This window comes from Desulfovibrio piger (assembly GCF_951793255.1).
Lineage (GTDB): Bacteria > Desulfobacterota > Desulfovibrionia > Desulfovibrionales > Desulfovibrionaceae > Desulfovibrio.
In genome coordinates this window covers 831,205-858,201 of record NZ_OX636706.1, presented here as the reverse complement: position 1 = coordinate 858,201, position 26,997 = coordinate 831,205, and the positions used below count along the sequence as shown (strand labels likewise).

Genomic DNA, 26,997 nt, shown 5'->3' with positions numbered 1-26,997 from the left:
GAGGGAAGGGGGTCCCCCTCCCCTCAAGAAACATCCTCTACCGCAGCTGGGACAGGGCGTCGCCGATGCGCTGCAGGGCGTCGCGCAGGGTGTCGTCGCTGACGGCGTAGGAGAAGCGGATGCAGTTGTCGTCACCGAAGGCGGCGCCGGGCACCACGGCCACGCGGGCCTTGTCCAGCAGCCAGGTGCAGAGCTCGGTGGAGTTCTTGACCGTGCCGCCGAAGCACTTGCGCACATCCACGAACAGGTAGAAGGCGCCGTCCGGACAGGGGCAGGAGGCGAAGTCCCAGCCGTTGATGATGTCCATGGCCAGGTCGCGGCGACGCTGGAAGGCGTTGCGCATCTCGCCCAGGAAATCCAGGGGACCGGTAAGGCCGGCCAGGGCGGCCTTTTGCGAGATGGAGCAGATGTTGGACGTGCAGTGGCCCTGCATGCTGGACATCTTTTTGATGATCTCGGGGTGGGCCACCACATAGCCCACGCGCCAGCCGGTCATGGCAAAGCTCTTGGAAACGCCGTTGAGGATGGCCACCTTTTCGGGATTCTTGGCAAAGTGGTGCACGGCGCTGGCCATCTTGGCCGGAGCGAAGACCAGCTGGTCATAGATCTCGTCGGTCAGCACGTAGACGTCGCGGCTGTCGGCCCAGTCCAGGATGGCGGCCAGTTCTTCGGCATTGTAGACGGCACCCGTGGGGTTGCTGGGCGTGTTGAGCACCAGCAGCTTGGTCTTGTCGGTGCACTTGGCGTCCAGCATCTCGGGCGTGACCTTGAAGCCCTGTTCCAGCGAGGCCTGCACGATGACGGGCACGCCGCCGGCAAGCTGGATGGTGTAGGGATAGCTGACCCAGTAGGGGGCGGGCAGCAGCACTTCGTCACCGGGGTTGATGGAGGCCTGCATGAAGTTGTACAGGGCATGCTTGCCGCCGGCGGAAACGATGGTGCATTCGGGGGCGATGTCCTCGCCGTAGAATTTTTTGAAGTAACCGCCCACCGCGGCCCGCAGCTCGGGGATGCCGGGCACGGCCGTGTAGCGGCAGAAATTGGTGTCGATGGCGGCCTTGGCGGCCTCACAGATATGCTTGGGGGTGGGGAAGTCCGGCTCGCCCACGGCCAGGCTGGTGACTTGTATGCCCTGGGCCCGCAACTCCATGGCGCGGGTGTTGACGCTGAGGGTCAGCGAGGGCTTCATGGTGCGCACACGTTCGGAAATCTGCATAGGGTGCTCCTTGCCTGGAATAGGAGTGGCCGGACTGCGGCGCGCCCGCTCCGGTCACGGCGCAATAGCGTATCAGGTTCATATCTGACTGTAAACGAGGGCCCCTCCCCGCGGCCCTGTGTCCCTTTTAAGGATGATCCATGGAAAAAACACCGTTGCTGCCCCTTCCCCAAGGCTGTGTGGTGGGGCGTTTCATCAGGCGTTACAAGCGCTTCAGTGTGGAGATGCTGCTGGACGGGCAGAACGTCTGGGTCCACAGCAACAATTCCGGCAGCATGCTGGGCCTGACCCTGGCCGGGGCCCCGCTGCTGGCCTCGCCCGCGGCCAATCCGGCGCGCAAGCTGCCCTACACGCAGGAGGCCGTCTGGCTGGCCGAGCGGGCCGTGCCGTCCCTGCCCGGCGGGGAGGCAGGCGCGGATGGCTCCGCCCTGGGCCGTGGCTTTTGGGTGGGCGTCAACACCAGCGTGCCCAACCGCATGATAGAGGTTGCCTTCCATGCCGGGCGGCTGGCCTTTGCCGCCGGATACACGCAATGCCGCCGGGAGGCCAAACGCGGCGAGAGCCGCCTGGATGCTTGCCTCACCGGGCCGGATCTGCCGCCGCTGTGGGTGGAATGCAAGAACGTGACCATGGTGGAAGACGGCGTGGCCTGCTTTCCCGATGCGGCCACGGAGCGCGGTCAGAAGCATCTGCGCGAGCTCATGGACATCGTGCGCTGCGGCGAACGCGCGGCCATGTTCTATCTGGTGCAGCGCCCGGACGGCCATTGCTTCGGCCCGGCGGACGTGGTGGACCCCGCCTATGCGGCCCTGTTCTATGAGGCGATGGATGCCGGGGTGGAGATCTATCCCTACCGCGCCTCGGTGAGCCCTGCCGGTATCGAGCTGGAAGGCCTGCTGCCCGTGGCGCCCCGTCCCGCCGGACTGTGATGTCCTCCTGTTGGGGAATGTGATGCGGAGGGGCGCGGGGCCATTTTCATAGGGGCACCCCACAGCGCGTGAGCGCCCCTTCCCCACGCCTGTTCTCTCCCTGTTGCCCATTGGGACAAAAACGCGCACAATGACGGGCGGCAAACTGTGGCGGGCGCATCGGCCGTTCCCGGCCGGAAAGGGATTCGCCGTTTGCCGCTCCGGCACAGGCGGATACCGCCTTGCGGCGATGTGTCCCGGCGGCCCCCTGTGGCCCCTGTTGCCACGGTCCATGATCTCAAGGAGACAGTTCCATGACTCACCGTTTCATCCCCCGGCTTTCTCCCGAAGAGATCGCCCGCCAGCAGCTGGAAGGCCTGCGCTTCACCGTGCGCCAGGCTTTCAAGTCCCCCCAGTACCGCAAACGTCTGGAAGCCTGTGGCGTCACGCCTGACGACATCACCTCGCTGGACGATCTGCGCCGTCTGCCCACCGTGGACGTGGAAGACCTGCGCGAAGGCTATCCCCTGCCCCTGCTCTGCGTGCCCGAAGAGGAAGTGGTGCGCATCCATGCCTCCAGCGGCACCACGGGCAAGCGCAAGATCCTGGCCTACACGGCCAATGACGTGAATAATTTTACCTTGCAGATGGCCCGTTGCTACGAGATGGCTGGCCTGACCCCCATGGACCGCATGCAGGTGGCCGTGGGCTATGGCCTGTGGACGGCCGGTGCGGGCTTCCAGCTGGGCAGCGAGCGCTTCGGCATGCTCACTATCCCCGTGGGCCCCGGCAACCTGGAGATGCATCTGCAGCTCCTGCGCGACATGGGCTCAACCTGTTTCGGCGCTACGGCCTCCATGGCCCTGCTGCTGGCCGAAGAAGTGGAGCGCGCCGGTATCCGCGACAAGCTCAAGCTGCGCAAGGTCATCTGCGGCTCGGAGATCCGCAGCGAAAAGATGCGTCTGGCCATCGAGAGCAAGCTTGGTCTGGAAAGCAGCTATGACATCGCGGGCATGACCGAAATGTACGGCCCCGGTACGGCCATCGACTGCGACGAGCACAACGGCCTGCACTACTGGGCCGACATGTTCATCATCGAGATCCTCGATCCCGAGACCCTGCAGCCCGTGCCCGAAGGCGAAGTGGGCGAGATGGTGGTCACCAGCCTGCGCAAGGAGGCCGTGCCCCTGCTGCGCTACCGCACCCACGACCTTTCCCGCCTGCTGCCCGGCGACTGCCCCTGCGGCCTCAGCATGCCCCGCCATGACCGCATCCTCGGCCGCTCCGACGACATGATCATCTACCGCGGCGTCAACATCTACCCCGGCCAGATCATGGACGTCATCGGCGCCTTCCCCGAACTGGGCGGCGAATATCATGTGGAACTGACCCGCGACGACCGCTCGCTGGACCACATGACCCTGACCGTGGAACGCGCCCAGGGCGCCACCTCCGGCGGCGATGCCCAGCTGGTGGCCGCGCTGGAACAGCGTCTGCACAAGTCCCTGCTGGCCCGCGTGGCCGTGAAACTCGCCGACCACGCCAGCCTGCCCCGTACCTTCAGCAAGTCCAAGCGCGTCACCGACCTGCGCTAGGCGGTGGTTGTTTTTTGAGGGGGGAAGGGGGCCCTTTTTGAAAAAAGGTCGCCCCTTCCCCCCTCAAGCTCCCCCCATCCCTCCCAAAAACTTTTGTTCTGATCAGTGACGGCCCGCCTGACCACGGCGGGCTTTCTTCGTGCGTCCGTCCCCGGGGCGGATGGAAAAAGGGGCGACAGGTGGGCCGGGGAGATATGATTGTTTTTTCATGGGAAGGGAACGGCCAGAAACTTCGACAAACGGTCGCACAGTTTGGGCCACCCCAAAAAACAATAAAAAAGGACGCCACGTGTGGCGTCCTTTTTTGCTGGCTGAATCTATGATCCTCGCGTCTGCGACCGTCTGGCTGGCGGGGCTGCGGGCTGCCTGTCCTGTGCCGGATGCTCTGCCCTCTCAGACAGCGACGGGGACCATCCGACCGGACCGGAGAAAAAGTTTTAGGGGGGAAGAGGGGTTCCAAGGGGAGAAGGGGGACCCTTTTCCAAAAGGGGCCCCGTCTCCCCTTGGCAGCATCTTGTCTTACTGCTTCAGCAGATCGTCTTGGCTGTCGCGGGCATGGCGCACGAAGACGGCGCGCACGCCGGGCAGCTCGCCCAGACCGGTGAGTACGGGGCGGGGGGTAAGGCCCAGGGCGCGGATTTGCGAGGCCCAGGAATCGGGCTCGTCACCGGCCAGGTCGTTGCGGGCGTGGTCCCCGGCCACCACCATGAAGGGCTGGAGCCAGATGACGGACGCGCGGCTGGTCTTGATGGCGGCAAGCACCTGGTCGAAACCGCGCGAGCCTTCCACCGTGGCCAGCACGGCCAGGTTGTCGGCATCGGCCAGGGTGGCGCGCATGCCTTCGATGATCATGTCGCCCCGGCCGTGGCTCTGGCCGTGGCCCATGAGGGCCAGCAGCTCGCCGGACTTGCGCTTGCCTTCGGTGGCGCCGAGGACGGCGCGGCAGACATCTTCGGCATCCTGCCGGGATTCCAGCAGCGGGCGGCCCAGATAGACGGCCTTGAAACTGTCGGGATGGCGGACCAGCCAGCTGACGAGCAGGCGCTCCATCTCGCTGAATTCCTCACCGGCCACCACATGCAGGGACTGGACGCGCACCACGTCCACCTTTTGCCGGGCCAGCTCTTCCAGGCCGGCGGCCACGTCACCGATGTGCACGCCCTTCTTTTCCAGCTTGGCCCGGATGATGCTGGAGGTATAGGCCCAGATCACGGGGCTGTGGGGGAAGGCGGCCTTGAATTCCTTGTCGATGGCGGTCAGGGCGGGCTGGGCCTCGGGCACGCTGGTGCCGAAGGCCACCAGCAGCAGGCCTTCCTTCTGGGCCGCCAGGGCAGGCAGGGCCAGGCAGAGGGTGAGCAGCAGGGCCAGCAGCGTGGAGCGCAGGGATGTTGTGGGGATACGACGCATGGAACCTCCTCAATGACGCGTTGAAAGGTTAGGGATGGAGCGGGTATTCGGACTTGAGGGAATGGGGAGGCATGCCTCCGGGCCTTTGCTTCGCCTTCACCGTGACGGCTGGCTGTCGTGGCGTGTCGCCAAAGAAGCTCCGTACCCTCTTACCGCAGCGCGACTGTTTCCGATTTGCACGGAATTCCCCGCATGGATGCGCCATCAGAAACGGTTTGGGGCACAAAAGTCAAGCCGGGTGGAAAAGTAAATGCCTGCGCTGTCCGGGAGATGCGGGGGGAAGGCTCCTTTTGTCCGGCCGTTGCGGCACGGGCGGCGCTGGTCCGCGAGGGGAGGACGGCCCTGTTTTTTTTCGCCGCTCGGGCCATCCCCGTCGCCGGAGGAGGCTGGCGGACGCTTGGCCTTGTCCGGGCTTTGGGCTATGCTGATCACATGAGTACGCACAGTCGATCATTTCCCGCGCCCCGTCGTGGCGCCCTCCATGAGGAGCAGGCCCCGCAGGAAGCCGACAGGGAAGAGAAAAAACGTTCAGCGCCCCGCCGTCGCAGCGGGGGCAAGGCCAGCCCGGAGCAGGGCGCGGACAGGCAAGGCCCGTCCCGCCGTTCCGGGCGTCGTGTTTCCGGGGAGCCGGCAGCGCAGGCTCCCGCCCGGGCCAAAACGGGCCGGGGCAAGAAGGCGGAACAGCCGGAACATGCCGCCGGGGAGGCCCATGCCCTGCCCCGCTGGCGGCAGGAGCGCCGGGAACAGCGGCGCGAGGCCCGGCAGCAGGAGCAGGTGCTCCTGGCCCGTCGCTGGCCCGACCTGCCCCGTTCGGCCCTGCCCAAAGAAGATTTCAGCGTGCAGGTGGCGGCGCGTGACTACATGCAGCCCCTGCTGGAAGAGTTGGGGGACCGCGTCATCACCGTGCGTGGCCGTCTGGTGCTGGCCAGGGGCACGGAGCCCGCGGCCTGGGCCCAGAACGTCTGGACGGAACCGCGCTGGATCCCCATCACCTCCATCGGCAGCGGGGCACGGCAGCTCTCGGCCCTGCAGCGCAACTGGCGGGCGCACATCCCCACCCTTGGCGGACATGTGCGGCGTCTGCGCCTCATGCAGGAGCAGCTGCCCTACGTGGCGGCACGGCCCCTGCACTTCGGCACGCCCGCCCCGTCCGCGCCGCTGGGAGCCTTCACCCTGTGGGAAAAAGACCTGATGCTGGCCTCGCCGCGCACCACCTCGCCCTTTGCCGACGGGGAAGTGCAGTTCGTGGAGAACCGCGAGGACCCGCCGGGCCGCGCCTACCTCAAGCTGTGGGAAGTCTTCACCCTGACCGGGCGCACGCCCGCGCCGGGGGAACTGTGCATCGACCTGGGCGCCGCACCGGGCGGCTGGACCTGGGTGCTGGGGCGGCTGGGCTGCCGCGTGTTCAGCGTGGACAAGGCCGAGCTGGCGCCCCAGGTGGCGGCCATGCCCGGCGTCAACCACTGCCTGGGCAGCGGCTTCGGCCTTGAGCCGCGCCATGTGGGCCAGGTGGACTGGCTGTTCTCGGACATGATCTGCTACCCCGACCGCCTGCTGGAGACCGTGCAGGAATGGCTGGCGGCCGATGCCTGCCGCAACGTGGTATGCACGCTCAAGTTCCAGGCCCAGACCGACCACGAGACGGCGCGGGCCTTCGCGGCCATCCCGGGCGGCCGTCTGCTGCATCTTTCCTGCAACAAGCACGAGCTGACCTTCGTGAAGCTGGCCGACTAGGCCATCCTTTCCATCGCCATGATGCGGGCATGCCGTCGCCGGACGGTGTGCCCGCTTTGCGTTTTTCCGGTCATCGCAGGGGCGGGCGGCGATGGGCCTATGCAGCCATGGCAGGCGGGAGGCGGAGCCCTTGCCGTCCAGGCTCTGCAGGGCGGCAGCCTTGCGGTGCCGCAGCTTCCTTTTTCTTTTCAGGAACCATTGTCAGGAATGGGGAGCTCTTTTCCCTGTCCTTTCACGACGTTCCGTTCGCCGCCCATGGCGTGGAAAGGGCCGTTCCGCGTGCCCTGACACGTGTCCGGGCCATTTTCGCCTTGTGCTTTGCCTTTCCTTTTGCTACTTTCTTTCACCCCCGTACAGGGGACAAATTATGTTTGGAGGCATGTCAAGCATGGCAGACAAGGAAACCGGGCACGAAAACGAAATGAGTTTCGAAAGCGCCCTTGAAAACTATCTCAATCCCGACTTCGGCGACCTCGAAGAAGGCTCTATCACCAAGGGCGAGATCGTTCGCGTGGATGACGACAATGTTCTGGTGGACGTGAACTTCAAGTCCGAAGGCCAGATCCCGGCCAGCGAGTTCCGTGACGCCGCCGGCAACATGACCGTCAGCGTGGGCGACCGTGTGGATGTCTACGTCGTTCGCAAGAACGAAATGGAAGGCACCATCACGCTGTCCTTTGAGAAGGCCAAGCGCATGCAGGTCTTTGACCAGCTCGAAGACGTGCAGGAAAACAACCGGGTCATCAAGGGCCACATCGTGCGTCGCATCAAGGGCGGCTACACCGTGGACATCGGCGGGGTTGAAGCTTTTCTGCCTGGCTCGCATGTGGACCTGCGTCCCGTGCCCGACATGGACGCTCTGGTCAACCAGGAATTCGAATTCCGCGTGCTGAAGATCAACCGCCGCCGCAGCAACGTGATCGTTTCCCGCCGCGTGCTGCTGGAAGAAGAGCGTGATTCCAAGCGTCAGGATCTGCTGCGCACCCTGGAAGAAGGCCAGATCGTGCACGGCAAGGCCAAGAACATCACCGAATACGGCGTGTTCGTGGACCTGGGCGGTCTGGACGGCCTGCTGCACATCACCGACATGAGCTGGAAGCGCATCCGCCATCCCAAGGAAATGATCACCATGGGTCAGGACCTGACCCTGAAGGTGCTCTCCTTCGACCGCGAGAACAACAAGGTCTCCCTGGGCCTCAAGCAGCTGGTGCCCGATCCGTGGCAGGACATCTCCGCCCGCTTCCCCGAAGGTGCCAAGTGCACCGGCAAGGTCACCAACCTGGTGGACTACGGTGCGTTCGTGGAACTGGAACCCGGCGTGGAAGGCCTGGTGCACATCTCCGAAATGTCCTGGACCCGCAAGCTGCGTCATCCTTCCCAGATGGTGCACACCGGTGACGAAGTCGAAGTCGTCATCCTGGGTGTGGACGGCGAGAAGAAGCGCATCAGCCTGGGCATGAAGCAGGTTCGTCCCAATCCCTGGGAACTGGTGGCCGAAAAGTATCCTGAAGGCACCATCCTCGAAGGCGTCATCAAGAACATCACCGAATTCGGTATGTTCATCGGTATCGAAGACGGCATCGACGGCCTCATCCACGTGTCCGACATCAGCTGGACCAAGAAGGTGCGTCATCCCAACGAGATCTACAAGGTGGGCGACACCGTGCAGGCCAAGGTGCTGACCGTTGACCAGGAAAACGAAAAGTTCACCCTGGGCATCAAGCAGCTGGTCGATGATCCGTGGGGCCACGTGCCCAGCACCTACCCCGTGGGCTGCACCGTGAAGGGCGTGGTGACCAACATCACCGACTTCGGTCTGTTCGTGGAAGTGGAAGAAGGCATCGAAGGTCTGGTGCACGTTTCCGAACTTTCCAGCAAGAAGATCAAGAGCCCTGCCGAGCTCTACAAGGAAGGTCAGGAAATCCAGGCCAAGGTCATCCACGTGAGCGCCGAAGAACGCCGCCTGGGTCTGTCCATCAAGCAGATCAAGGACGACGAAGACCGCCGCAAGCCCAAAGAATTCCACGCTGGTCCCCAGGAAGCCGGTCAGAGCCTCGGCGACCTGCTGAAGGCCGCTCAGGAAAACAACTAGTCCTCACGGACCGGTTTGCGAATATGAAGGGGGAGCCGCAAGGCTCCCCCTTTTTGCGTCCGCAAGGCAGGTCGGAGAAAGGGCAGGCCATCCTTGGGGCCCATCCTTTTTCCCGGGCAGGGAGCCCGCGGCAGCGGCGGCCCGGCTTGCCTCGGGACTGGCGATGCCCTACACTTGTCCTGTAGCCCGACCACAGGACAGACAGGCCATCGGAGGCGGATATGAAGCGCGTACTTTGCTGGATCGGAGGTATCGTTCTGGTACTGGCGGCGGTACTGGCCATAGTGATCAGTCAGCTGGATACCGAGTTCATCAGCGGCCAGATCTCGGCCGCGGTGGAAAAAGCCACGGGCACGCCCGTGCGCTTCGCCAGCCCGCCCGAGCTTTCCCTGCTGCCCCCCGGGGCCAAATTCACCGCCGTCAGCTGGGACGGCGTGCAGGACGGGCAGGGCATGCGCTTCACGGCCAAGGGCGGCGAGGCCCATCTGGAGCTGGAACCGCTGCTGCACGGGGAGCTGGTCATCGGCGAAGTCCGTCTGGACAGCCCCTCGCTGAGTCTGCTGCTGCCGGAAGGCAAGGCCGCCGCGCCTGCGGATGCGGCCTCCGGCAATGCCGCCGGCAACAAGCCCGGCAGCGAAGTGCTCCTGCCGCTGGAGCTGGGCCGCCTGACCCTGAGCAAGGGCAGCCTGCATGTGGAGAAGGGCAGCGAGCGCTACGACCTGCGCGACATCAACCTTTCTGTAGAGAACCTGCGCAACGGTCAGGACGCCGTCCTGCGCTGCGATTTCACCTATGATCTGCTCACCGCCGGGCGCACGCTGGCCGGGACCCTGGCCCTGGATGCCCAGGCCGGGCTCTTCGGCATGGCCCCGCGTGTGCAGAACCTTTCCCTGACCATCACACCTTCCCGCCGGGGCCTCCTGCCCGCGGGCCTCGGGCCCGTGCAATTGCAGGGCGATGCCTCGCTGGATACGGCGGCCCGGCAGCTGCATCTGTCCCGCCTGAGCCTTTCCGTGCCGCACGGCCGCGTGGGCCTCACCGGTACGCTGGGTCTGGACGGCCCGGCCTTCACGGGCTCCGTCCTGCTGGAAGGCGCACCGCGCAAGCTGGCCTCGGCCCTGGGCGTGCAGCTCAAGCCCCATGCGCAGGACGCCCTGCTGTTCAAGGGCTCCGTGACCTGGGAAGGCGACACGCTGGCGCTTTCCCAGTGCAAGGGCAAGCTGGACGCCACGCCCCTGCGGGCGGAACTGCGCCTGCACTTCCGGGACGTGCTCGCCATGGAAGGCTCCCTGAGCCTGGGCAAGCTGCAACTGGACGAATATCTGCCCCTGCCCGAAAGCGGCAAGGACGCGGGAACGGCCAAGGGCAAGGAAGGCAAGGCCGTGGCGGCCGCGGACAAGGAAAGCGCCACCAGCTGGCCCACCATCAACATGCGCCTGGCCATGTCGTCCCTGGGCTGGAAGAAGATGCATCTGCGTGACATCTCCCTGGCTCTGAGCGGCAGCAAGGGCGATTACCGCCTGACCTCCTTCCAGGGCGTGCTGGAAAGCAGCGGCCGCCTGTCCGCCGGCGGCCGTGCCGACCTCCGGAACCGCAAGTATGCGCTGGATCTGGATGCGGCCGAAGTGGCCCTGGGCCCCCTGCAGGAATCCCTGGAAAAGCCCCGCTCCGTGGAAGGTCTGGCGGCCCTCAAGGCCTCCTGCACCACGAGCGGCACAGGCGCCGACGCCATGATGGCCGCCCTTTCCGGTTCGGGCGACCTGCGGCTGCGCAACATGCATATCCCGGCCCTGACCTCCCTGCTGCATTCGGTGCCCGGCCTCAAGGGCGCTGTTTCCGATACCTTCGAGCAGGTGCATGTGCCCTTCGTGCTGCGCAAGGGCGAAGCCGACCTGGCGCCCATGACGGCCACCTCGCCCAAGCTCCAGGCCAGGGGCCAGGCCCACGCCAGCCTGCCGCGCCAGCACCTCAAGGGCACGGCCACCATCACCACGCTGGGCCTGAACATCCCCGTGAACTACGAAGGGCCTTTCGACAACCTTTCGTTCTCGCTGGATTCCAAGTTCGCGCTGGACGCGGTCAAGGGCCTCGGCAGCAATCTGCTGGAAGGCGGCAAGAAGGCAGGCAGCGCGGCCGGTGATACGGCCCGCGGCGCGGGCAACAGCATCGGCGGTGCCGTGCGTGACGCCGGCGGCGCCATCCGGGGGCTGTTGGGCCGTTAGGAAGGAAAGCGTTTTGCGGGAAGGGCTCCTTGCGTTGCTGTTGATCCCGCAAGTTTTTATTGCTAAAGAGCCTGCGTCTAAAGAATATTTTAAAAAATGGATAGGCTCTGATGAATTTATTAATGGGAAAAAACGTTACTGTTTGTGGCTTGGAGATTGTGAACCAGCTGATTTGAAAAATATGCCTGAATGTCTCAAGCGGGTTGAAGCTGTACGGAAGTATCGCCTTGCAAGTAAGAGTAGGCCAACACGAAAACTTGCGGACAAGCCGCGACGTTTTCATGTAGAAAATATGCCAAAAGAAGACTATATTGTTATTCCTAAGGTCTCATTTGAGAGTAGATACTATATCCCAATTGGACTTCTTTCGGCGAATACAATATCAAGTGATTTGTTATTTATTATTCAAAGTAAATCACTATATGACTTCGGTATTTTAACGTCTGCCGTGCATAATTGTTGGATGCGAAGCATCGCTGGTCGTTTGAAAAGCGACTATCGTTATTCTAAAGAGATTGTATACAATAATTTCCCCTGGCCGGAAGCGAATAAGAAACAGCAGGAAAAAATAGCCAAACTGGCCCAGGCTGTACTTGATGCCCGTAAGCAATTCCCCGGTAGTTCCCTCGCAGATCTTTATGATCCACGAACTATGCCTCCCGTGCTACTCGAAGCCCATCAGAATTTGGATAGAGGGGTCATGCGACTGTATGGATTCTCTGCCCGTATGACTGACTCTGCTATTGTAGCGAAACTTTTTGAACTATATCAAAATATTGTAATGAAATAACATAATGTAAAAGGCCTCTTTCCCGCAGGGGAAAGAGGCCTTTTACTGTCGTGTTGCGCCGTCTTACTTCTGGCGGCTCTTGAGCCAGCTCTTTTCGGTACCGGCGCGCAGGCGGGCGATGTTCTCCTTGTGCTTCCAGACCACCAGGGCCCAGATGCACAGCGACAGGGGCACCCAGGCGTACTTGGTGGCGGCCAGCAGGGCAAAGGGCAGCACCGTGACCAGGGTCAGGGAGCCCAGCGAGACGAAGCCGCTGCGCCAGATGACCAGCACGCAGGCCGCGCAGGAGAAGAGCAGGGGGAAGAAGGCCAGCGGCAGGAACACGCCGATGCTGGTGGCCACGGCCTTGCCGCCGCGGAAGCCCATGAAGCAGGAGAACACATGGCCCAGCACGCAGGCCAGGGCCACGCAGGTCACCAGCAGGGGCGAAAGGTCCAGCCACAGGGCCAGGGCCACGGGCAGGGCGCCCTTGCCCAGGTCACAGGCCAGGGTCAGCACGCCCCAGCGGAAACCGCACAGGCGGGCCACGTTGGTGGCGCCGGTGTTGCGGCTGCCGTCGTTACGGGGATCGATGCCGCAGAAGGTGCGGGCGATGACCAGCCCCCACGGGGCGGAACCCAGCACATAACCCAGAACGATACACAAAAAGGCCGTCATATTCCTCCTCCTTGAACCGGGGCTGTCCTTGCCCCGCCACAGCGGCTGCCATGGCGTTGTTTATCCCTGTAGTGTCCCGTTCCCGTACGGCCCGTTTCCCCTGATGAAGCGCATTTGGGGGAGGATGGGGGGCCTGGGGGGAAGGGACCCCCTTTGGGCGCTGGTTAAAGGGGGTCCCTTCCCCCCGGAAACATATCCTCAGGATCCCGCATCAGCCGTCCATGCTGACGGCTTCGAGGATCTGGATCTCGTTGTACAGCGGGTGCACGCGGCCGATGCGCACCTGCACGGCCATGCCGGGGCAGGTACGTTCGTCGAACATGCGGCGTTTGCCGCGCACGTACATGCCCTGTGCGGGCAGGCTCACGTTGACGAACATGTCGTTTTCTTCGGTGACCACGCCGTCCCACCAGACCTTGTCGCCCTGCTGGCGGAAGTAGAGCAGCTTCCAGTAGCGCGGGCGGAAGCGCTGCACCTGCCCGGCGGCATCCAGCACGGCATTGAGGCTGACCAGCAGGGTGGACAGGGCCTCGCCATCCCAGCGGGGCGTGCCGTGGGTGAGCCAGTGCAGCAGCTGGGCCTCGTTGATGAGGTCGGGATAGCGGCGCAGGGGCGAGGTCATGGGCGTGTAGCGCGCCAGGCCCAGGGCGGCGTGCGGCCGGGCCTGCACTTCGAGGCTGGAGGGGATCAGGGCGCGCATGATGCGCGTCATGTCCTGGGGCTCCTTCCAGACGCCGGCGTATTCCCTGGGCAGGGCCACGTCCTGGGTGCGGTGCAGCATGGGGATCTCGCGTTCCGCGGCCCACTGGGCCACGGCGGCGCTGGCCAGGATCATCATCTCGGCCACCAGCGGCTGGGAGTCCGGGGTCTCGTGGCCGGGCTCGATGGACACGCGCGTCTGCGCGCCTTCGCCTTCCAGCACGATGGACGGTTCGGGCCGGTCCATGATGACGGCCCCGCGCGCGATGCGGGCCTTTTGCCAGACGCGGGCGAAGTCGTTGCCGCAGGCCAGCATGGTGGCCCAGGGCGCGGCGGGGTTGTCCGCCTGCGGGGCCTCACCGGCGGCCAGGGCGTCGAGGACGGCCTGGGTGTCGTCATAGGTCAGGTTGGCGGCCAGGCGCACCCGTGCGGCCCAGGGCTCGCAGGAAAGGATCTCGCCCGCGGCCGAGATGCGCGTCCGCACACAGAAGGCCGGGCGATCCTGACCGGCCAGCAGGGAAAAGGCGTCCGTGCCCAGGGCTTCGGGCATCATGTGGCTGTCGCCCTCGGGCAGGTAGATGCTGGTGCCGCGACGGAACACGGCCTTGTCCAGGGCCTCGCCGAAAGGCCAGCAGGCGGCCGGGCAGGCCAGGGCCAGGGTCAGGTCGAAGCCGCCGTCGTCCGTGGGCAGGATGTGGAACGCGTCGTCCACGTCGCGGGTGGTGGCGCTGTCGATACTGATGAAGGGCAGGTCGCAGACGGGCAGCTCCACCTCACGGGCAGCCCGCTGCAGGGCCTCCACGGCCGGGGCCAGAGGCTGCCACCAGTCGTCGCCGGGGGCGTAGCCCGCGCGGTCATACCAGAAATTGTAATGGGCGGGCACCTGTTCCCAGGCCATGAGCAGCTGTACGGGCAGGTGCGGCACGTCGGGCAGGCCCTTGGAGAGCATGCGCCACAGTTCGTCGTATTCCTGGCTCTCGGGGTCGGCCATGCGGGCGAACAGGATCTGCTTCAGACGTTCGGCCACTTCGGGGGCCGGCCATTCGGAGATGCCCCGGGTGTCCTCGCCGGGCTGGGGCGGCAGCGCGCGTTTTTTGCAGGCCACGTCCCAGAGCAGGCGGAAAAAGCTGTTGCCGCCCAGCACCAGGGCCTCGCGGGCGGCGCGTTCCTGCTGTTCCTTGAGGCGCTTTTCCACCATCTCGGCGGAAAAGATCTGGAAGACGGGAGGCTGGAAGCGGAAGTGGCTCTTGCAGGCCAGCAGGGCCCGCCCGCAGGCGGCGACGCTGTCGGCGTCCCCGGCCTGACCGGCCAGTTCGGCGAACCACTGGGCCGAGGCTTCCGGCACCTCGCCCTGGCTCATTTCCCACAGTTCCAGCACGGGCAGGGCCGCGGCCAGTTCTTCGCGGCGGGCGCGGTGCTGCTCCAGCACGCGGGCGGACTCGTCCTTGCCGGGCACGGAGCCCAGCGCGGGCCCGGCCCAGGGCAGCAGGCGCGACGTGGTGAGACGCGTCTCGCGCCGGTTGGGCAGCAAAAGACGCAGTTTGCCGCCAGATTCTTCGGTGACCAGCGCGATCTGGATGGCATTGCCTTCAAGATATTCCACAATGCAGCCCGCCGAGGGGTACTGCACACAAACCGACATAAAAGCTCCTTCAACCGGAGGATGGGCTCCGATAGGCGGTACAATCCGTCATTTTGCCTGTTCTGGCAAGTCCCGGCGGCGCATCCTTCGACACGTCCGAAGGCCGGAGCGCCGTCCCGCCAGCCCTTTGACGCGCCGTCGCTAACAGGATATGTGTTTCTTACCTTGTACGTCACTTTTCAGGCCGGACGGAGTTCCATGAGCAGCATCATCCATCAGACGGGCAGCGTTCGCCCGCTTTCGCTTCAGGAACGGGAACAGCCCCAGCTGTACCGCGAGCTTTTTCCTTACACCAGCATCTGTCGCACGACTTTCGACGAGGTGCTCCTTGCCCCGCGTCCTGCCGAACAGATGCGCATCACGGACACCACCTTCCGTGACGGCCAGCAGGCCCGGCCGCCGTATACGGTCAAGCAGGTGGCCAAGATATTCGACTTCCTGCACCGCATGGGCGGCAAGACGGGCCTCATCACGGCGTCGGAGTTCTTCCTGTACTCGGCCAAGGACCGCAAGTGCATCGACGTCTGCCGGGCGCGCGGCTACCGCTTCCCGCGCGTGACTTCCTGGATCCGCGCCAACAAGGAAGACCTCAAGCTGGCCCGGGACATGGAGTTCGACGAGACCGGCATGCTGACCAGCGTGTCGGACTACCATATCTATCTCAAGCTGGGGAAGACCCGCCAGCAGGCCATGGACATGTATCTTGACCTGGCCCGGCAGGCCCTGGAATGGGGCATCATCCCGCGCTGCCATTTCGAGGACGTGACCCGCGCCGACACCTACGGCTTCTGCCTGCCCTTTGCCCAGAAACTCATGGAGCTGAGCCAGCAGAGCGGCATGCCGGTCAAGATCCGCCTGTGCGACACCATGGGCTACGGCGTGCCCTATCCCGGCGCGGCCCTGCCCCGCTCGGTGCAGCGCATCGTGCGTGCCTTCACCGACGAGGCCGGTGTGCCCGGCGAATGGCTGGAATGGCACGGCCACAACGACTTCCACAAGGTGCTGGTCAACGGCGTCACGGCCTGGCTCAACGGCTGCGGCGCGGTCAACAGCACGCTGTTCGGCTTTGGCGAGCGCACGGGCAACACGCCGCTGGAAGCCCTGATCATCGAGTACATCTCGCTCACCGGTGACGATGCCGCCGCCGACACCACCATCCTGAGCGAGGTGGCCGAGTTCTTCGAAAAAGAACTGCACTACAACATCCCCTACAACTATCCCTTCGTGGGCCGCGACTTCAACGCCACCAGCGCCGGTGTGCATGCCGACGGTCTGGCCAAGAACGAAGAGATCTACAACATCTTCGACACCAAGCATCTGCTGGGCCGTCCCGTGCCCATCATCATCACCGACAAGACCGGCCGTGCCGGGGTGGCCTACTGGATCAACGTCAATCTCAAGCTGCCCGAAGGCAAGCAGATCTGCAAGAAGCACCCCGCCGTGGGCAAGATCTACGAGGCCATCGTGGCCATCTACGACACCGGCCGCACCACGCACCTTTCGCACGACGAGATGGCGGCCCTGGTGCAGCGCTACATGCCGGAGCTGTTCGAGACCGAGTTCGACCACATGGAGGAACTGGCCGACGAGCTGGCCGCCCACCTCATCGCCCGTCTGGCGCGGAACGAGGACCTGCGGGACTTCGGCAAGCATGCCTGCGCCCGCCTGGACAGCTTCTCGCGCGAGTACCCCTTCATCCAGTACCTCTACCTCACGGATACCAAGGGCAGCCTCAAGTGCGCGGCCATCACCGACCCCGCCTACCGTGAAAAGTACGAGGCCCTGCCCATCGGCTTCGACTTCTCGCAGCGCGAATGGTTCAGGATGCCCATGCAGACCGGCGACATGCACATCATGGACGTGTACCAGTCCCAGTTCACGGGCAAGCTGGTCATCACCGTGTCCTGCCCGGTGACGGACGATGACGACAACATCGTGGGCGTCATCGGTGTGGACATCCAGCTTGAGCAGCTGCTCAAGCGCTCGCAGGCCCTGCAGCAGGAAGCCCGCGCAGCCGAAGACTAGACGCATGGCGGCGCGCCGGTTCCCCGGTGCGCCGTTTTTTGCCTACAGGCCCGCCCCCGGCGGCCGCAATCAGGAATACAGAAAAGGATGCAGACAATGAGCAGCAAACGAGTTTACTGGATCGAAGGCGACGGCATCGGCCCCGAAATCTGGCGCGCCGCCCGCCCTGTCATCGACGCCGCGCTGGCCAAGGAATCGGACATGCGCATCGAGTGGGTGGAACTGCTGGCCGGTGAAAAGGCCACGGCCGAGACCGGCTCCCCCCTGCCCGAGGAGACCATGAATGCCCTGCGCACCGCCGATTTCGCCATGAAGGGCCCCCTGGGCACCCCCGTGGGCACCGGCATCCGCAGCCTCAACGTGGCCCTGCGCCAGACGCTGGACCTGTACGCCTGCATCCGTCCCGTGCGTCACTTCGAAGGCCTGGAAACGCCGGTCAAGCATCCCGAGCGCGTGAACATGGTCATCTTCCGCGAGAACACCGAAGACGTGTACGCGGGCATCGAATACGCCGCCCAGACCCCGGAAGCCAAGAAGCTCATCGCTTTCCTGCGTGAAGAGTTCGGCGTGACCAAGATCCGCGAGGAAGCCGCCGTGGGCATCAAGCCCATGAGCGAGTTCGGCTCCAAACGCCTGGTGCGCCGCGCCCTGCGCTTTGCCCTGGATACCGGCAGCAAGAGCCTGACCCTGGTGCACAAGGGCAACATCATGAAGTTCACCGAAGGCGGCTTCCGCCAGTGGGGCTATGATGTGGCCGCCCAGGAATTCGGCGACCTGACCTGCACCGAGAAGGAACCCGTGGAAGGCCGTCTGGTGGTCAAGGACCGCATCGCCGACGCCATGTTCCAGGAAGCCCTGCTGCGTCCCGAACAGTACCAGATCCTGGCCACCCCCAACCTCAACGGCGACTACATCTCCGATGCCCTGGCCGCGCAGGTGGGCGGTCTGGGTCTGGCCCCGGGCGTCAACATGTCCGACTCCCTGGCCTTCTATGAGGCCACCCACGGCACCGCTCCCACCATCGCCGGTCAGGACAAGGCCAACCCCGGCAGCGTGATCCTGTGCGGCGCCCTGATGCTGGAACAGATGGGCGTGCCCGCGGCTGCCGAGCGCATCCGCAACGCCATGAGCAAGGCCATTGCCGGCCGCGCCGTCACCGTGGATCTGGCCGCCCAGGTGGAAGGCGCCCGCGTGGTGGGCTGCCAGGAATTCGGCGAGATCATCGGCGCCTGCCTGTAGGCAGCCGCGTCACTGCACTATCTTCGTATGTCCGGGAGGAAGGGCGCATCCCTGCGGGAAGGGCCCTTCCTCCCTTTGTTTCCCGTCCCGTGATCGTGGGCGACCTACAGGAACGACGCATGGTCTCATTGGAAAACCTGCTCCTCTACATCCCGCTGGCGGCCCTGCTGGTCATGCTGCCCGGCCCGGATTTTGCCCTCATCGTCCGCACGTCCCTGACGGAGGGGCGCAGCTCCGGTCAGGCCGCGGCCTGCGGCGTGGCGCTGGGCATCATGGTCCACACCTCGGCCGCCATGCTGGGCATCAGTGCGGTCATCGCCCAGTCCGTCACCCTGTTCACGCTTTTGCGCTATGCGGGGGCCGCCTATCTGTTCTGGATGGGCATCCATGCCCTGCGGGCCGGGCGTGAGGTCACGGCCGCCGTGGTGCGTCACGGAGGGCAGGAAGAGGAAGTGCAGCCTGTCCGCGGCCTGCGTCGCCGGGCCTTCCGGCAGGGATTTTTGACCAATGCCCTCAACCCCAAGGCCGTGGTCTTTTTCCTGACCATGCTGCCGCAGTTTTTGGACCCGCATGCCGCCCTCTGGCCGCAATTCCTGGAGCTGGGCGGCATCATGGCCTTTTTCTGCCTGGGCTGGTTCGTGCTGCTGGCCAGCCTGCTGCACCGCATCCGCCGCCTGTTCGCCCGGCCGTCCTTCCAGGCCTGGCTGCACCGGCTCACGGGCCTCATCTTCATCTGTTTCGCCTTCCGGCTGGCGCTGGAGAAGATCTAGGCGCCGGCCGCACGCCCGCCGTCATACCGGAAGAAAGGAGGGGCAGCCGTCTCTTGCCGATGCCCGTAACGCACTCCGGTATGGCGGGCATGGCTCCAGTGCCGCCATCCAGCAGGGCCTTCCCCGCTCCCAAACCATCCCTGTCTTGATGCCTTTTGTGACCATTGCCCTCGCGGTCACTGCCGGTGGTGTGTTCCGTCCTCTTTCCAGTGCCGGGCCGGGCGGCTGGAACACAGACGAAAAATCTGTGCCGGATGCTGGGGAAAGTGGTAACACCTTGTAGAATAAGGCTATTTATTTTTTATTAAAACGGGGTGTTTACAGGTGTTGCCTGCTGTCCGGCTTGCAAGACGGCCCCTCCGGTGGCAGAGTTTGACTTCCTGTCCTCCCCTTCCCGCTGAGGTACCCATGCACGAGATCCCCCTGCAACGTGTGGCCGCCATCCATGACCTTTCCGGTTTCGGGCGTGCCTCGCTGACCGTGGTCATCCCCATCCTTGCCAGCATGGGCGTCCAGACCTGCCCCCTGCCCACGGCGGTCCTGTCTTCCCAGACCTCCGGCGTGGAGGGCTTCACCTTTCATGACCTGACCGCCGAGATGGGGCCCATGCTGGATCACTGGCAGCGGATGGGCCTGAGCTTCGACGCCGTCTATTCCGGCTTTCTGGGCAATCCGCTCCAGCTGGAGATAGCGGCCCGGTGCATCGGCCATTTCCTCAAGCCCGGCGGCTTCGCGCTGGTGGACCCCGTGCTGGGCGACAACGGCACCCTGGACCCCACCCAGACGCCGGAGATGGTGGAGGCCATGCGCCAGCTCATCGGCCACGCCCACGTCATCACGCCCAACCTCACCGAAGCGGCCTTTTTGCTGGACGAACCCTACCGGCCGGACATCTCGCCCGACGGCCTCAAGGAGCAGCTGCGACGCCTGGCGGCCATGGGGCCGGACAGGGTGGTCATCACCAGCGCCCCGGCGACCCGTCCCGGCCATTGTGCGGCCGTGGCCTATGGCCGCGAGCAGGGGCGCTTCTGGAAGATGGAGTCGCCCTACATCCCGGCCTTCTATCCCGGCACGGGCGATACCTTCTCCAGCGTGCTGGTGGGGGCGTTCCTTCAGGGGGACAGCCTGCCCGTGGCCCTGGAGCGCGCGGTGCGCTTCGTGACCCTGGGCATCCGCGTCACCTACGGCTACGACACCCGCCACAGCGACGGCGTGCTGCTGGAGCGCACCCTGCCCGCGTTGCAGGACCGTTGCGCCATCGGGGAGTACGAGGCGTTTTAGGCCATTGCTTCGGTTCCGGGCGCACGCAAGATGCCCCGGATGCCGGCACCGTCGCAGGATACGGCCTTGCCGCCCGGTGCGATATGAAGCGCCTCTTCTTGTCTTTGTATCATCGTGACGATCCTTGTTGCGGACGGCGGACATGTTGCGCCGGTGGCCCGGTCGGGGCAGGCCAAAGAGGTCCCGCAGTACGCATCAAGGCCCTTGGTGCCGCGATTCGCGGCGATATCCTGTAGCCCCATTCCCCCAGTCTGGCCGGAGGTGCCATGAAGAAATTCTTTTTCCTGCTCTTGGTCGCGTGCGCCCTTTCCACTGCCTTGCCCGTCATCGCCCTGTCCGCGGAGTCGCAGGCGGATACCGCTACGGAGAACAGTGATTCCGAAGTGTTTGTGGACGACAGTGATCGTTTCACCGCTTTTGAGGAAGAGCTGCTGGCCCGGTATGCCGACAAGGGGATCACGTCCGTGGATGTCTCCGCCTATGCCAAGGGCATCGACATCGTCTTCGTCGCGGCTGACCGGAAGATGACGCGGGCGGCGTTCTCCGCCATCGCTTCCCGCAGCGTCAGGGAATTAAAGGAACGTTTCGGTTTCGAGAAGGATCTGCCCATCGGGGCCGTCCTTGACTATAAAAAGGACGCAGTGAGCGATACCCGGACGCGCTTCGTGCTGAAGCTGCGGTAGTGCTTGGGGCGGGAGCCTGAAGGCCGTGGCAGAGTACAGGGCTTTGCCGCAGGACGGAAAAGAGGAGAGTACAAAAAAAGCCCTTACGACATCCATCGTAAGGGCTTTTCCTTTCTGGCTGCGGGGCAGGATTTGAACCTGCGGCCTTCGGCCGTGAGCCTGGAGGGAGTGGGGCGAAACCCTTTTTTGATATCCGGCAGGCACCGCAAAACAGGCTGGCCCTACATGCCGCCAGCCCACGGATGCCCGACATTTTTGATAGAACCGGCATTCCCGGCTAGGCTTTCCCTGAAGGGGGACGACAGGGAAGAAGTCGGCAGCACGGGCATGGGCGCGTGACACTTCCATGAGCGCATCGTCCTGGCGGGGAGCATCCCGGAGGATGAAAGGCCGGTTTCCCGGATGCGGTAACAGTCTTTTGCTGTCTGTCTTTCAGGCTCGTCCCTTTTTCACGGATACAACGTTCATCAAGGAGGGAGCCATGCATATCTATTATGCCACCAGGGGGCTGCGCGGCAGGCCCTATCACAGTGGCATGATAAACACAGATCTGTTCGCATTTTTTCAGGGAAAAAGAATGCGCACCATCCCCTCCGCAGAAACGTTGCGCGCTGTCAACGCCTTTCCCAAATGCGATATTGATGGGGGAAGACACGGATTCTGAATATGTGTGTGAGAAAGGGACGTTCTACATCCCCAAAAGCATCTGCATGGGGGAAGTCGTCAACGCCGGCTGGGCCGTTGATTATTACTTCGTGGTGCTTTGCGGTGATGCCGTGGAGTTGCGCTATGTGCGCTGGGACTGTCCCTGGTATGAGACGGTGGGACGGGATACCGAAGTCACTGATCCCGCCGTCATAGCCAAAATGGAGCGCACGCTGGCAATGCTCCTGGATGCGAATAAGCCCAGGATACCGACGCCTGTGCCCATATTGCACCCGGCCTTGCTCACGTTCCTTACCCTGCTCGGCGTTGCCGATGCCGAAGCGCTGGCGGGCAAGATCCACGCCGCCGCCACGACGCCGGAACAGTGCGCCGCGCTCTGTGAAGAATTCGATATGGAAGAAGCCTACACCGGCTGGCATGTTACGTTGATGCGATTGGCCCTGCGGGACCGGAAACGCCTGGATTGGGTAGACTGGAAGGAAGCGCCGGAAGAAGTTTTCGCCTCCCTGTGCTGCCTCTTGCCGCCGGGGGCAAAGGAACACCTGCCCCCCTGCGATGATGAAGACGCGTACCCCGAGGAGGTGCTCCGCGCTTGCAGCCCCGTCTTGCATGACCGCTATGGCCTGACGATCCTGCTGTGGGATACGGGCGGCGATGAATATGTCTTCATGGTCGTACCGAGCGACAAGGTATCGGAAGCGTTCGCGGCGGCCTCCGAGCTGGGCATTACCCTGCAACGTGTCGAGGACCTGTTCGACCAGGAGTAGAAGGCGGCAAAAGAGAAGGAGCGGCACGCCATGCGGGACGATCGTCCGGCGGTTTCGTCTTTTGCCGCTAGGGCAATCTCGACAACGCTGCCATTCGTGACGAGACCGTCCGGTCGTCCGGGCCGGTATCTTCCTGCGGTAACAAGGCTTGCCGGAGCGCGCCACCGGCAAAAAGGGTGGGACAGCGGCGCAGGGCGGGTGCCCCGCAGAGAGCGTACGGGGACCTCTGCGCAGCCTTGTAGAGGCGCGGAGTCCTGACAGGCAATGAGGATTGGGGACAGGAACAGTGGTGGGAAAAAGATCCCGCTAACGAAAAAAGGCTTCCGACGAAAATCGGAAGCCTTTGATCTTTCTGGTTGCGGGGGCAGGATTTGAACCTACGACCTTCGGGTTATGAGCCCGACGAGCTACCGAGCTGCTCCACCCCGCGACGCGGTAGCATTCGCACGTCATCCGTACGAGAAGTCCTTTCTAGCTAAAAGCCCCCTGCCTGTCAATAAAAAAATCATTTTTTGGCAAATTTTTTTATTGCCGTTCACCGGGACCTTGTTTGCAAGAAGCTCCATCTGTCTGAAATCGCTTGTGTTCCTTTCAGGATCGGGCCTATGCCGCTTCCCTGCGTATCCAGAGCGGCAGCAGGCAGAGCAACAGGGCCGCTGCCGCGAGGTAGGCAGCATCCATGCCCCAGAGGTCCTGCACGCTGTAGGCCAGTACCGGGCCCGCGGCTGCGCCGCAATCCACGATGAAGGCATAGGAGGCCAGCGTATGCGTGGGATGGCCGTGCCGTTCGGCCGTGTCCGAGGCGGCGGCATCGGAGAGGGTGGCCAGGCCCGTGGCGCAGAGCTGCGAGCAGAGCAGCAGCGGCAGCCACAAGGGCGCGGGCAGATACAGGGCCACCAGGGCCAGCGCACAGGCGCCGCTGCCAAGGCAGGCGCACAGCACCGGGCCCCGGCCGCGCGGGCCGTCGGAAAGGCGGCCGAACCACGGCGCCAGCCACGGTTCCCAGAGCCAGCGCAGGGCCTGCAACGTGCCGGCCAGGGTGGCGCAACCGATGACGAGACCGCCGGCAAGGGCCAGCTCGCCCACGTGCAGGGCCACCATGCGGCTGAGGGTGGCGGCGTAGATGCCCTGGAAGACCAGGGCCACCAGCAGCCCGGTGATGAAGGCACGCCGCATGTCGGGGTGGCGCAGGTGCAGGCCCGAAAGCAGGGACGTGGCGGCCTGGCTCGCCGCTCCGGTGGCGCGGCCGCTGCGGGGGATGCGGGTCAGGGCCAGCGGCAGGCCCGTCAGCGTCAGGGCGCCGAAGAGCAGGGCCACGGTGGAGAAGCCCAGCAGATCGGCCAGGAGGACGCCGCCGATCATGCCCAGCAGGCTGCCCAGGCGCACGAGGCCGTTGTAGCTGCCCATGAGATAGCCGCGATTGTCCTTGCGGGAGGCCGCCATCAGGGCGAACAGGGAGCCGAGGCGCAGGAGCGTCCAGGCTAGGCCCCAGAGGCAGCGCAGCAGCAGCCAGAGCGCAAAGGACTGGGCCACGCCGTACAGCAGGGTGGTCGAGGCGGCCAGCACCACGGCCAGGGCCATGCCGGTGCGCTGGTCGATGCGGGTATAGAGCAGGCGCACCAGCGGGTTGAGCGGCAGACGCACCAGCCGGTTGACGGCCAGCAGCACGCCCACCTGCCAGAGCGCGGTCAGGCCGCATTCCTGCCAGAACAGGGGCAGGGCGATGTAGAGCATGGTATCGCCGGTCAGGCAAAAGGCCGAGACCACGGCCATGCTGCGGGCCAGACGCCGGGCTGCGGCGTCATCGGGGCAGGATGGGGAAGGAGCGCTCATGGGCCTGTCCTGTGGCACGGGCTCAGTCCGGACGCCGGGCCAGTGCGGCCACGGCCAGCCGGGCCAGCAGTTCCAGGCCCAGGGGCAGGACGCTCTCGTCAAAGGTGAAATGGCTGGTGTGATGCCCGTCGGGCCTGTCGGCACCCAGCTGCAGATAGGCCGCCAGACCGCCGTCTTCCTGCACCTTGTTCATGAACCAGCCAAAGTCCTCCGATGCCCAGAAGTCGGCCTTGCGGCGCACTTCGCGGAAGCTGCCCATGTCCCGGGCCGTGCGTTCCACCAGATCCACCAGCTCGGGGCTGGACATGGCGCCCGGGCAGTGGCTCTGGCAAAGGAAGCGGCTGCGGCAGCCGTGCATGCGCGCCGCGCCGTCCACCACGCGCCGGGCCTCGGCCAGCATGTAGCCGTTGATGTCCCCGTTCTCGCCGCGGGTCTCGCCGCGCAGCCAGGCCTTGGCCGGGATGATGTTGGGGGTCTCGTTGACGTGCATCTCGCCCACGTTGATACGTGAGGCGCCCTGACCGTGGCGGGCGATGGCCAGCAGGTTGGTCACGGCCGTACAGGCGGCCAGCAGGGCGTTGCGGCCTTCGTGCGGGGCCAGTCCGGCATGGGCGCTCTGGCCGGTGAAGAAGACTTCGAAATTGGTGGTGGCCAGGAATTTGTCCGTACCGCAGACCAGATCGCCGCTGCGGCTGGCCTGCATGCTCAGGTGCAGGCCGAACAGGGCCCGGACGCCGTCCACGGCCCCGGCGGCCACCATGCCGGGCGCGCCTTCGCCCTCTTCCTCGGCAGGCTGGAAGATCAGGCGGATGCGGCCGCTCAGGTGGCGTGACAGTTCGTCCCGCAGGCCGCCCAGCAACCGGGCCAGTTCCACGCCCAGGGCCACATGACCGTCATGCCCGCAGGCATGCATGCAGCCCGCATGGCAGGAGGCGAAGCCTTGCGCCGCAGGGAAGTGATCCTTGTCCGTGGCTTCGGTGATGCCGGCGTTGGCGTCCATGTCGAACCGGAAGGCCACCAGCGGGCCGCGCTCGTCTTCAGGGGTGCCGGGGGAGTCCAGATCAAGGTCGCCCCACAAGCCCGTGAGGCCGCCGGCCATGCAGGCTACCAGGGTGGGGTCGGCACCCTCGTTGAGGGCCCGGCTGCTCTGGGCCGTACAGAAAGCCGCCTCGGGCTGGCGGGGGCGGGCCGAAGGCCGCAGGGCATTGGCCCCCAGGGTGAGCCGGAAACCGGCATCCTGCAGGGCACGGGCCACCAGCGAAGCGGTCAGGTATTCGCCCCAGGCCGGTTCCGGGTGGCGGTGCAGGTGACGGCGCAGGGCCGTCAGTCGCGGGCCGGCCTCCCCGGCCCTTCGTCGGATCTCCTCCGCAAGACGTTCCATATGGGCATCTCCTTTGACGCGGCACATTGCCAAGGCCGCCTGCACAGGATATATGCCGGAGACACGTTCATGCAAGTCGCCGGATACCTTGCGGCGGCTTTCCATTTTTCACGAGGGACCTATGCTCACCCTGATTCTCGCTGTCAGTGTCGCGGTCGTCATCTCCTTTACCTGTTCCCTGACGGAGGCGGCCCTGTACGCCGTGCCCTGGTCAGCCATCGAGAAGATCCGCAACGACGGCAGGCCCGTGGGGGAAGTGCTCTTCCGCCTGCGCAGCAATGTGGAAAAACCCATCGCCGCCATCCTTACCCTGAACACCGTGGCCAATACCGCGGGCTCCGCCGTGGCGGGCGCGGCCTTCATGGCGGCTTTCGGCGCCGAATACATGGCCCTGTTCGCCGCCGGTTTCACGGTGCTCATCCTGGCCTTCGGCGAGATCGTACCCAAGACCCTGGGCGTGGCCTATGCCACTTCCATCGCCGTGGTGCTGGCCCGGCCGCTGGAAGTGGCGGTCAAGCTGCTGACCCCGGTCATCTGGCTGACGGGCCTGCTGACCCGTTTGCTGACGCCGCCGTCCAACGGCCCGGACATCTCCGAGGACGACATCCGCGCCGTGACCAGCCTGTCGCGTCAGGCCGGGCAGATCAAGGCCTATGAGGAGGCCTACATCCGCAACATCCTGGCCCTGGACCAGAAGCGGGTCTATGACATCATGACCCCGCGCACCGTGGTCTTCTCCCTGCCCGAAGACATGACCGCCGCCGAGGCCTACAAGAACCCGCGCCTGTGGCATGTGAGCCGCATCCCCGTCTATGGCGAGGACAACGAGGATCTGGTGGGCCTGGTGGACCGCCGCACCATCCTCCACTGCCTGCTGGAAGAAAAGGGCGAGACGCCGCTCTCCGAGATCATGAAGCCCCTGCACTTCGTGCTGGAGAGCCAGACCCTGGACAAGCTGCTCAAGGAGCTGCTGCACTCGCGTTCGCATTTGTTCGCCGTGCTCGACGAATACGGCGGCCTTGCCGGTGTGGTGACGCTGGAGGACGTGTTCGAGGAGATGCTCGGCAGCGAGATCATGGACGAGAGCGACAGCGTGGCCGACCTGCGCCAGATGGCCCGGCAGCGGCGCCAGGCCCTGCGGGCGGCCGGTCTGCTGGAACAGCAGAAAAAGGAAGAACAGGCGGAACAGTCCCGGTCATGACCGGGCGGCAGATGCCCTGATATGGACTGATATAATGACGAAGCCCCGGCGGAACTGCCGGGGCTTCTGCGTTTTGGAGGCAAAAAGGCTTGAGGGAAGGACCCCTCTGCTGGCGCGAGAGCGGTCCTCCCTCCCCTCAAACTCCCCTCCCTCTCCCCAGCGCGCTTTGTCAGGGGATGAAGACGCTCG

At 64.7% G+C, this 26,997-nt stretch carries 20 protein-coding genes, 1 tRNA gene and 1 riboswitch; of the genes, 14 read left to right on the top strand and 7 right to left on the bottom strand.

The genetic code is table 11. The annotated features are described in order from the left end of the window. Positions 1-37 precede the first annotated feature (37 nt). Complete coding sequence (locus Q4I12_RS04055) at positions 38-1,216, bottom strand: pyridoxal phosphate-dependent aminotransferase (RefSeq protein ID WP_302260677.1); 1,179 nt, start codon at positions 1,214-1,216, stop codon at positions 38-40. A 140-nt stretch (positions 1,217-1,356) separates the two neighbouring features. Between Q4I12_RS04055 and sfsA the strand changes: the two genes are divergently transcribed. Continuing rightward, entirely contained in the window at positions 1,357-2,145 is a 789-nt protein-coding gene (gene sfsA / locus Q4I12_RS04050; RefSeq protein WP_302260676.1) for a DNA/RNA nuclease SfsA, read from the top strand. Between the two features lie 293 nt (positions 2,146-2,438). Then, positions 2,439-3,719: a phenylacetate--CoA ligase gene (locus Q4I12_RS04045; protein WP_006006795.1), complete on the top strand. Its 1,281-nt coding sequence runs from the start codon at positions 2,439-2,441 to the stop codon at positions 3,717-3,719. 519 nt (positions 3,720-4,238) lie between these two features. Here Q4I12_RS04045 and Q4I12_RS04040 read toward each other — a convergent pair. After that, on the bottom strand, positions 4,239-5,126 hold the full coding sequence (locus tag Q4I12_RS04040) for a sirohydrochlorin cobaltochelatase (RefSeq protein ID WP_204626279.1): 888 nt from the start codon (positions 5,124-5,126) through the stop codon (positions 4,239-4,241). 21 nt (positions 5,127-5,147) lie between these two features. Next, positions 5,148-5,345: riboswitch (cobalamin riboswitch) on the bottom strand. A gap of 642 nt (positions 5,346-5,987) precedes the next feature. On the opposite strand from Q4I12_RS04040, the gene Q4I12_RS04035 reads away from it, so the two are divergent. The 4 genes from Q4I12_RS04035 (at position 5,988) to Q4I12_RS04020 (ending at position 11,964) form a co-directional block, all read left to right on the top strand. Beyond that, a complete protein-coding gene (locus Q4I12_RS04035) occupies positions 5,988-6,860 on the top strand; it encodes an SAM-dependent methyltransferase (protein ID WP_050760317.1) in 873 nt (290 codons plus the stop codon). 388 nt (positions 6,861-7,248) lie between these two features. Continuing rightward, positions 7,249-8,952, top strand: coding sequence for a 30S ribosomal protein S1 (locus Q4I12_RS04030; protein ID WP_168935027.1), 1,704 nt, complete (start codon positions 7,249-7,251; stop codon positions 8,950-8,952). A 221-nt stretch (positions 8,953-9,173) separates the two neighbouring features. Next, the gene (locus Q4I12_RS04025; protein WP_302260675.1) at positions 9,174-11,174 is read left to right on the top strand and encodes an AsmA family protein; all 2,001 of its coding nucleotides are present in this window, start codon (positions 9,174-9,176) and stop codon (positions 11,172-11,174) included. Positions 11,175-11,187: 13 nt separating this feature from the next. Beyond that, complete coding sequence (locus Q4I12_RS04020) at positions 11,188-11,964, top strand: type IIL restriction-modification enzyme MmeI (RefSeq protein WP_302260674.1); 777 nt, start codon at positions 11,188-11,190, stop codon at positions 11,962-11,964. 63 nt (positions 11,965-12,027) lie between these two features. Here the strand turns inward: Q4I12_RS04020 and plsY are convergent, their stop codons facing one another. Then, entirely contained in the window at positions 12,028-12,621 is a 594-nt protein-coding gene (gene plsY / locus Q4I12_RS04015; protein ID WP_204674917.1) for a glycerol-3-phosphate 1-O-acyltransferase PlsY, read from the bottom strand. Positions 12,622-12,832: 211 nt separating this feature from the next. Next, complete coding sequence (locus tag Q4I12_RS04010) at positions 12,833-14,962, bottom strand: ribonuclease catalytic domain-containing protein (protein WP_168935030.1); 2,130 nt, start codon at positions 14,960-14,962, stop codon at positions 12,833-12,835. A gap of 198 nt (positions 14,963-15,160) precedes the next feature. Here Q4I12_RS04010 and Q4I12_RS04005 point away from each other — a divergent pair, with 198 nt between their 5' ends. From Q4I12_RS04005 to Q4I12_RS03975, 7 genes are all read left to right on the top strand, one after another. Continuing rightward, positions 15,161-16,987: a triose-phosphate isomerase gene (locus tag Q4I12_RS04005; RefSeq protein WP_302260672.1), complete on the top strand. Its 1,827-nt coding sequence runs from the start codon at positions 15,161-15,163 to the stop codon at positions 16,985-16,987. A 96-nt stretch (positions 16,988-17,083) separates the two neighbouring features. Beyond that, on the top strand, positions 17,084-18,226 hold the full coding sequence (gene icd, locus Q4I12_RS04000; RefSeq protein WP_040369647.1) for an NADP-dependent isocitrate dehydrogenase: 1,143 nt from the start codon (positions 17,084-17,086) through the stop codon (positions 18,224-18,226). Between the two features lie 119 nt (positions 18,227-18,345). Further along, on the top strand, positions 18,346-18,996 hold the full coding sequence (locus Q4I12_RS03995; protein WP_168935032.1) for a LysE family translocator: 651 nt from the start codon (positions 18,346-18,348) through the stop codon (positions 18,994-18,996). 408 nt (positions 18,997-19,404) lie between these two features. Then, positions 19,405-20,277, top strand: coding sequence for a pyridoxamine kinase (locus Q4I12_RS03990; protein WP_302260669.1), 873 nt, complete (start codon positions 19,405-19,407; stop codon positions 20,275-20,277). Between the two features lie 266 nt (positions 20,278-20,543). Beyond that, positions 20,544-20,960, top strand: a complete 417-nt coding sequence (locus tag Q4I12_RS03985; protein ID WP_302260667.1) for a DUF6981 domain-containing protein — start codon at positions 20,544-20,546, stop codon at positions 20,958-20,960. 481 nt (positions 20,961-21,441) lie between these two features. Beyond that, a complete protein-coding gene (locus Q4I12_RS03980; RefSeq protein WP_168935040.1) occupies positions 21,442-21,624 on the top strand; it encodes a hypothetical protein in 183 nt (60 codons plus the stop codon). 4 nt (positions 21,625-21,628) lie between these two features. Continuing rightward, complete coding sequence (locus Q4I12_RS03975; protein WP_168935042.1) at positions 21,629-22,393, top strand: DUF6630 family protein; 765 nt, start codon at positions 21,629-21,631, stop codon at positions 22,391-22,393. Positions 22,394-22,746: 353 nt separating this feature from the next. On the opposite strand, the gene Q4I12_RS03970 is transcribed toward Q4I12_RS03975, so the two are convergent. The 3 genes from Q4I12_RS03970 to Q4I12_RS03960 all read right to left on the bottom strand — a co-directional run bounded on the left by Q4I12_RS03970 (position 22,747) and on the right by Q4I12_RS03960 (position 25,607). Next, positions 22,747-22,823 (bottom strand) — tRNA-Met (locus tag Q4I12_RS03970). A 173-nt stretch (positions 22,824-22,996) separates the two neighbouring features. After that, on the bottom strand, positions 22,997-24,226 hold the full coding sequence (locus Q4I12_RS03965) for an MFS transporter (RefSeq protein ID WP_302260663.1): 1,230 nt from the start codon (positions 24,224-24,226) through the stop codon (positions 22,997-22,999). 22 nt (positions 24,227-24,248) lie between these two features. Beyond that, positions 24,249-25,607 (bottom strand): amidohydrolase, encoded by a 1,359-nt coding sequence (locus Q4I12_RS03960; RefSeq protein ID WP_302260661.1) that lies wholly within the window; start codon positions 25,605-25,607, stop codon positions 24,249-24,251. A 121-nt stretch (positions 25,608-25,728) separates the two neighbouring features. On the opposite strand from Q4I12_RS03960, the gene Q4I12_RS03955 reads away from it, so the two are divergent. Further along, positions 25,729-26,808 carry a CNNM domain-containing protein gene (locus Q4I12_RS03955; protein WP_006006750.1) on the top strand — a complete coding sequence of 360 codons (1,080 nt, stop codon included), beginning with the start codon at positions 25,729-25,731 and terminating at the stop codon, positions 26,806-26,808. Positions 26,809-26,997 lie beyond the last annotated feature (189 nt).

Coding starts and splice junctions, on each gene's coding strand:
- Q4I12_RS04055 (WP_302260677.1), bottom strand. CDS start 1,216: ATGCAGATTTCCGAACGTGTGCGCACCATGAAGCCCTCGCTGACCCTC.
- sfsA (WP_302260676.1), top strand. CDS start 1,357: ATGGAAAAAACACCGTTGCTGCCCCTTCCCCAAGGCTGTGTGGTGGGG.
- Q4I12_RS04045 (WP_006006795.1), top strand. CDS start 2,439: ATGACTCACCGTTTCATCCCCCGGCTTTCTCCCGAAGAGATCGCCCGC.
- Q4I12_RS04040 (WP_204626279.1), bottom strand. CDS start 5,126: ATGCGTCGTATCCCCACAACATCCCTGCGCTCCACGCTGCTGGCCCTG.
- Q4I12_RS04035 (WP_050760317.1), top strand. CDS start 5,988: ATGCAGCCCCTGCTGGAAGAGTTGGGGGACCGCGTCATCACCGTGCGT.
- Q4I12_RS04030 (WP_168935027.1), top strand. CDS start 7,249: ATGGCAGACAAGGAAACCGGGCACGAAAACGAAATGAGTTTCGAAAGC.
- Q4I12_RS04025 (WP_302260675.1), top strand. CDS start 9,174: ATGAAGCGCGTACTTTGCTGGATCGGAGGTATCGTTCTGGTACTGGCG.
- plsY (WP_204674917.1), bottom strand. CDS start 12,621: ATGACGGCCTTTTTGTGTATCGTTCTGGGTTATGTGCTGGGTTCCGCC.
- Q4I12_RS04010 (WP_168935030.1), bottom strand. CDS start 14,962: ATGTCGGTTTGTGTGCAGTACCCCTCGGCGGGCTGCATTGTGGAATAT.
- Q4I12_RS04005 (WP_302260672.1), top strand. CDS start 15,161: ATGAGCAGCATCATCCATCAGACGGGCAGCGTTCGCCCGCTTTCGCTT.
- icd (WP_040369647.1), top strand. CDS start 17,084: ATGAGCAGCAAACGAGTTTACTGGATCGAAGGCGACGGCATCGGCCCC.
- Q4I12_RS03995 (WP_168935032.1), top strand. CDS start 18,346: ATGGTCTCATTGGAAAACCTGCTCCTCTACATCCCGCTGGCGGCCCTG.
- Q4I12_RS03990 (WP_302260669.1), top strand. CDS start 19,405: ATGCACGAGATCCCCCTGCAACGTGTGGCCGCCATCCATGACCTTTCC.
- Q4I12_RS03985 (WP_302260667.1), top strand. CDS start 20,544: ATGAAGAAATTCTTTTTCCTGCTCTTGGTCGCGTGCGCCCTTTCCACT.
- Q4I12_RS03980 (WP_168935040.1), top strand. CDS start 21,442: ATGCATATCTATTATGCCACCAGGGGGCTGCGCGGCAGGCCCTATCAC.
- Q4I12_RS03965 (WP_302260663.1), bottom strand. CDS start 24,226: ATGAGCGCTCCTTCCCCATCCTGCCCCGATGACGCCGCAGCCCGGCGT.
- Q4I12_RS03960 (WP_302260661.1), bottom strand. CDS start 25,607: ATGGAACGTCTTGCGGAGGAGATCCGACGAAGGGCCGGGGAGGCCGGC.
- Q4I12_RS03955 (WP_006006750.1), top strand. CDS start 25,729: ATGCTCACCCTGATTCTCGCTGTCAGTGTCGCGGTCGTCATCTCCTTT.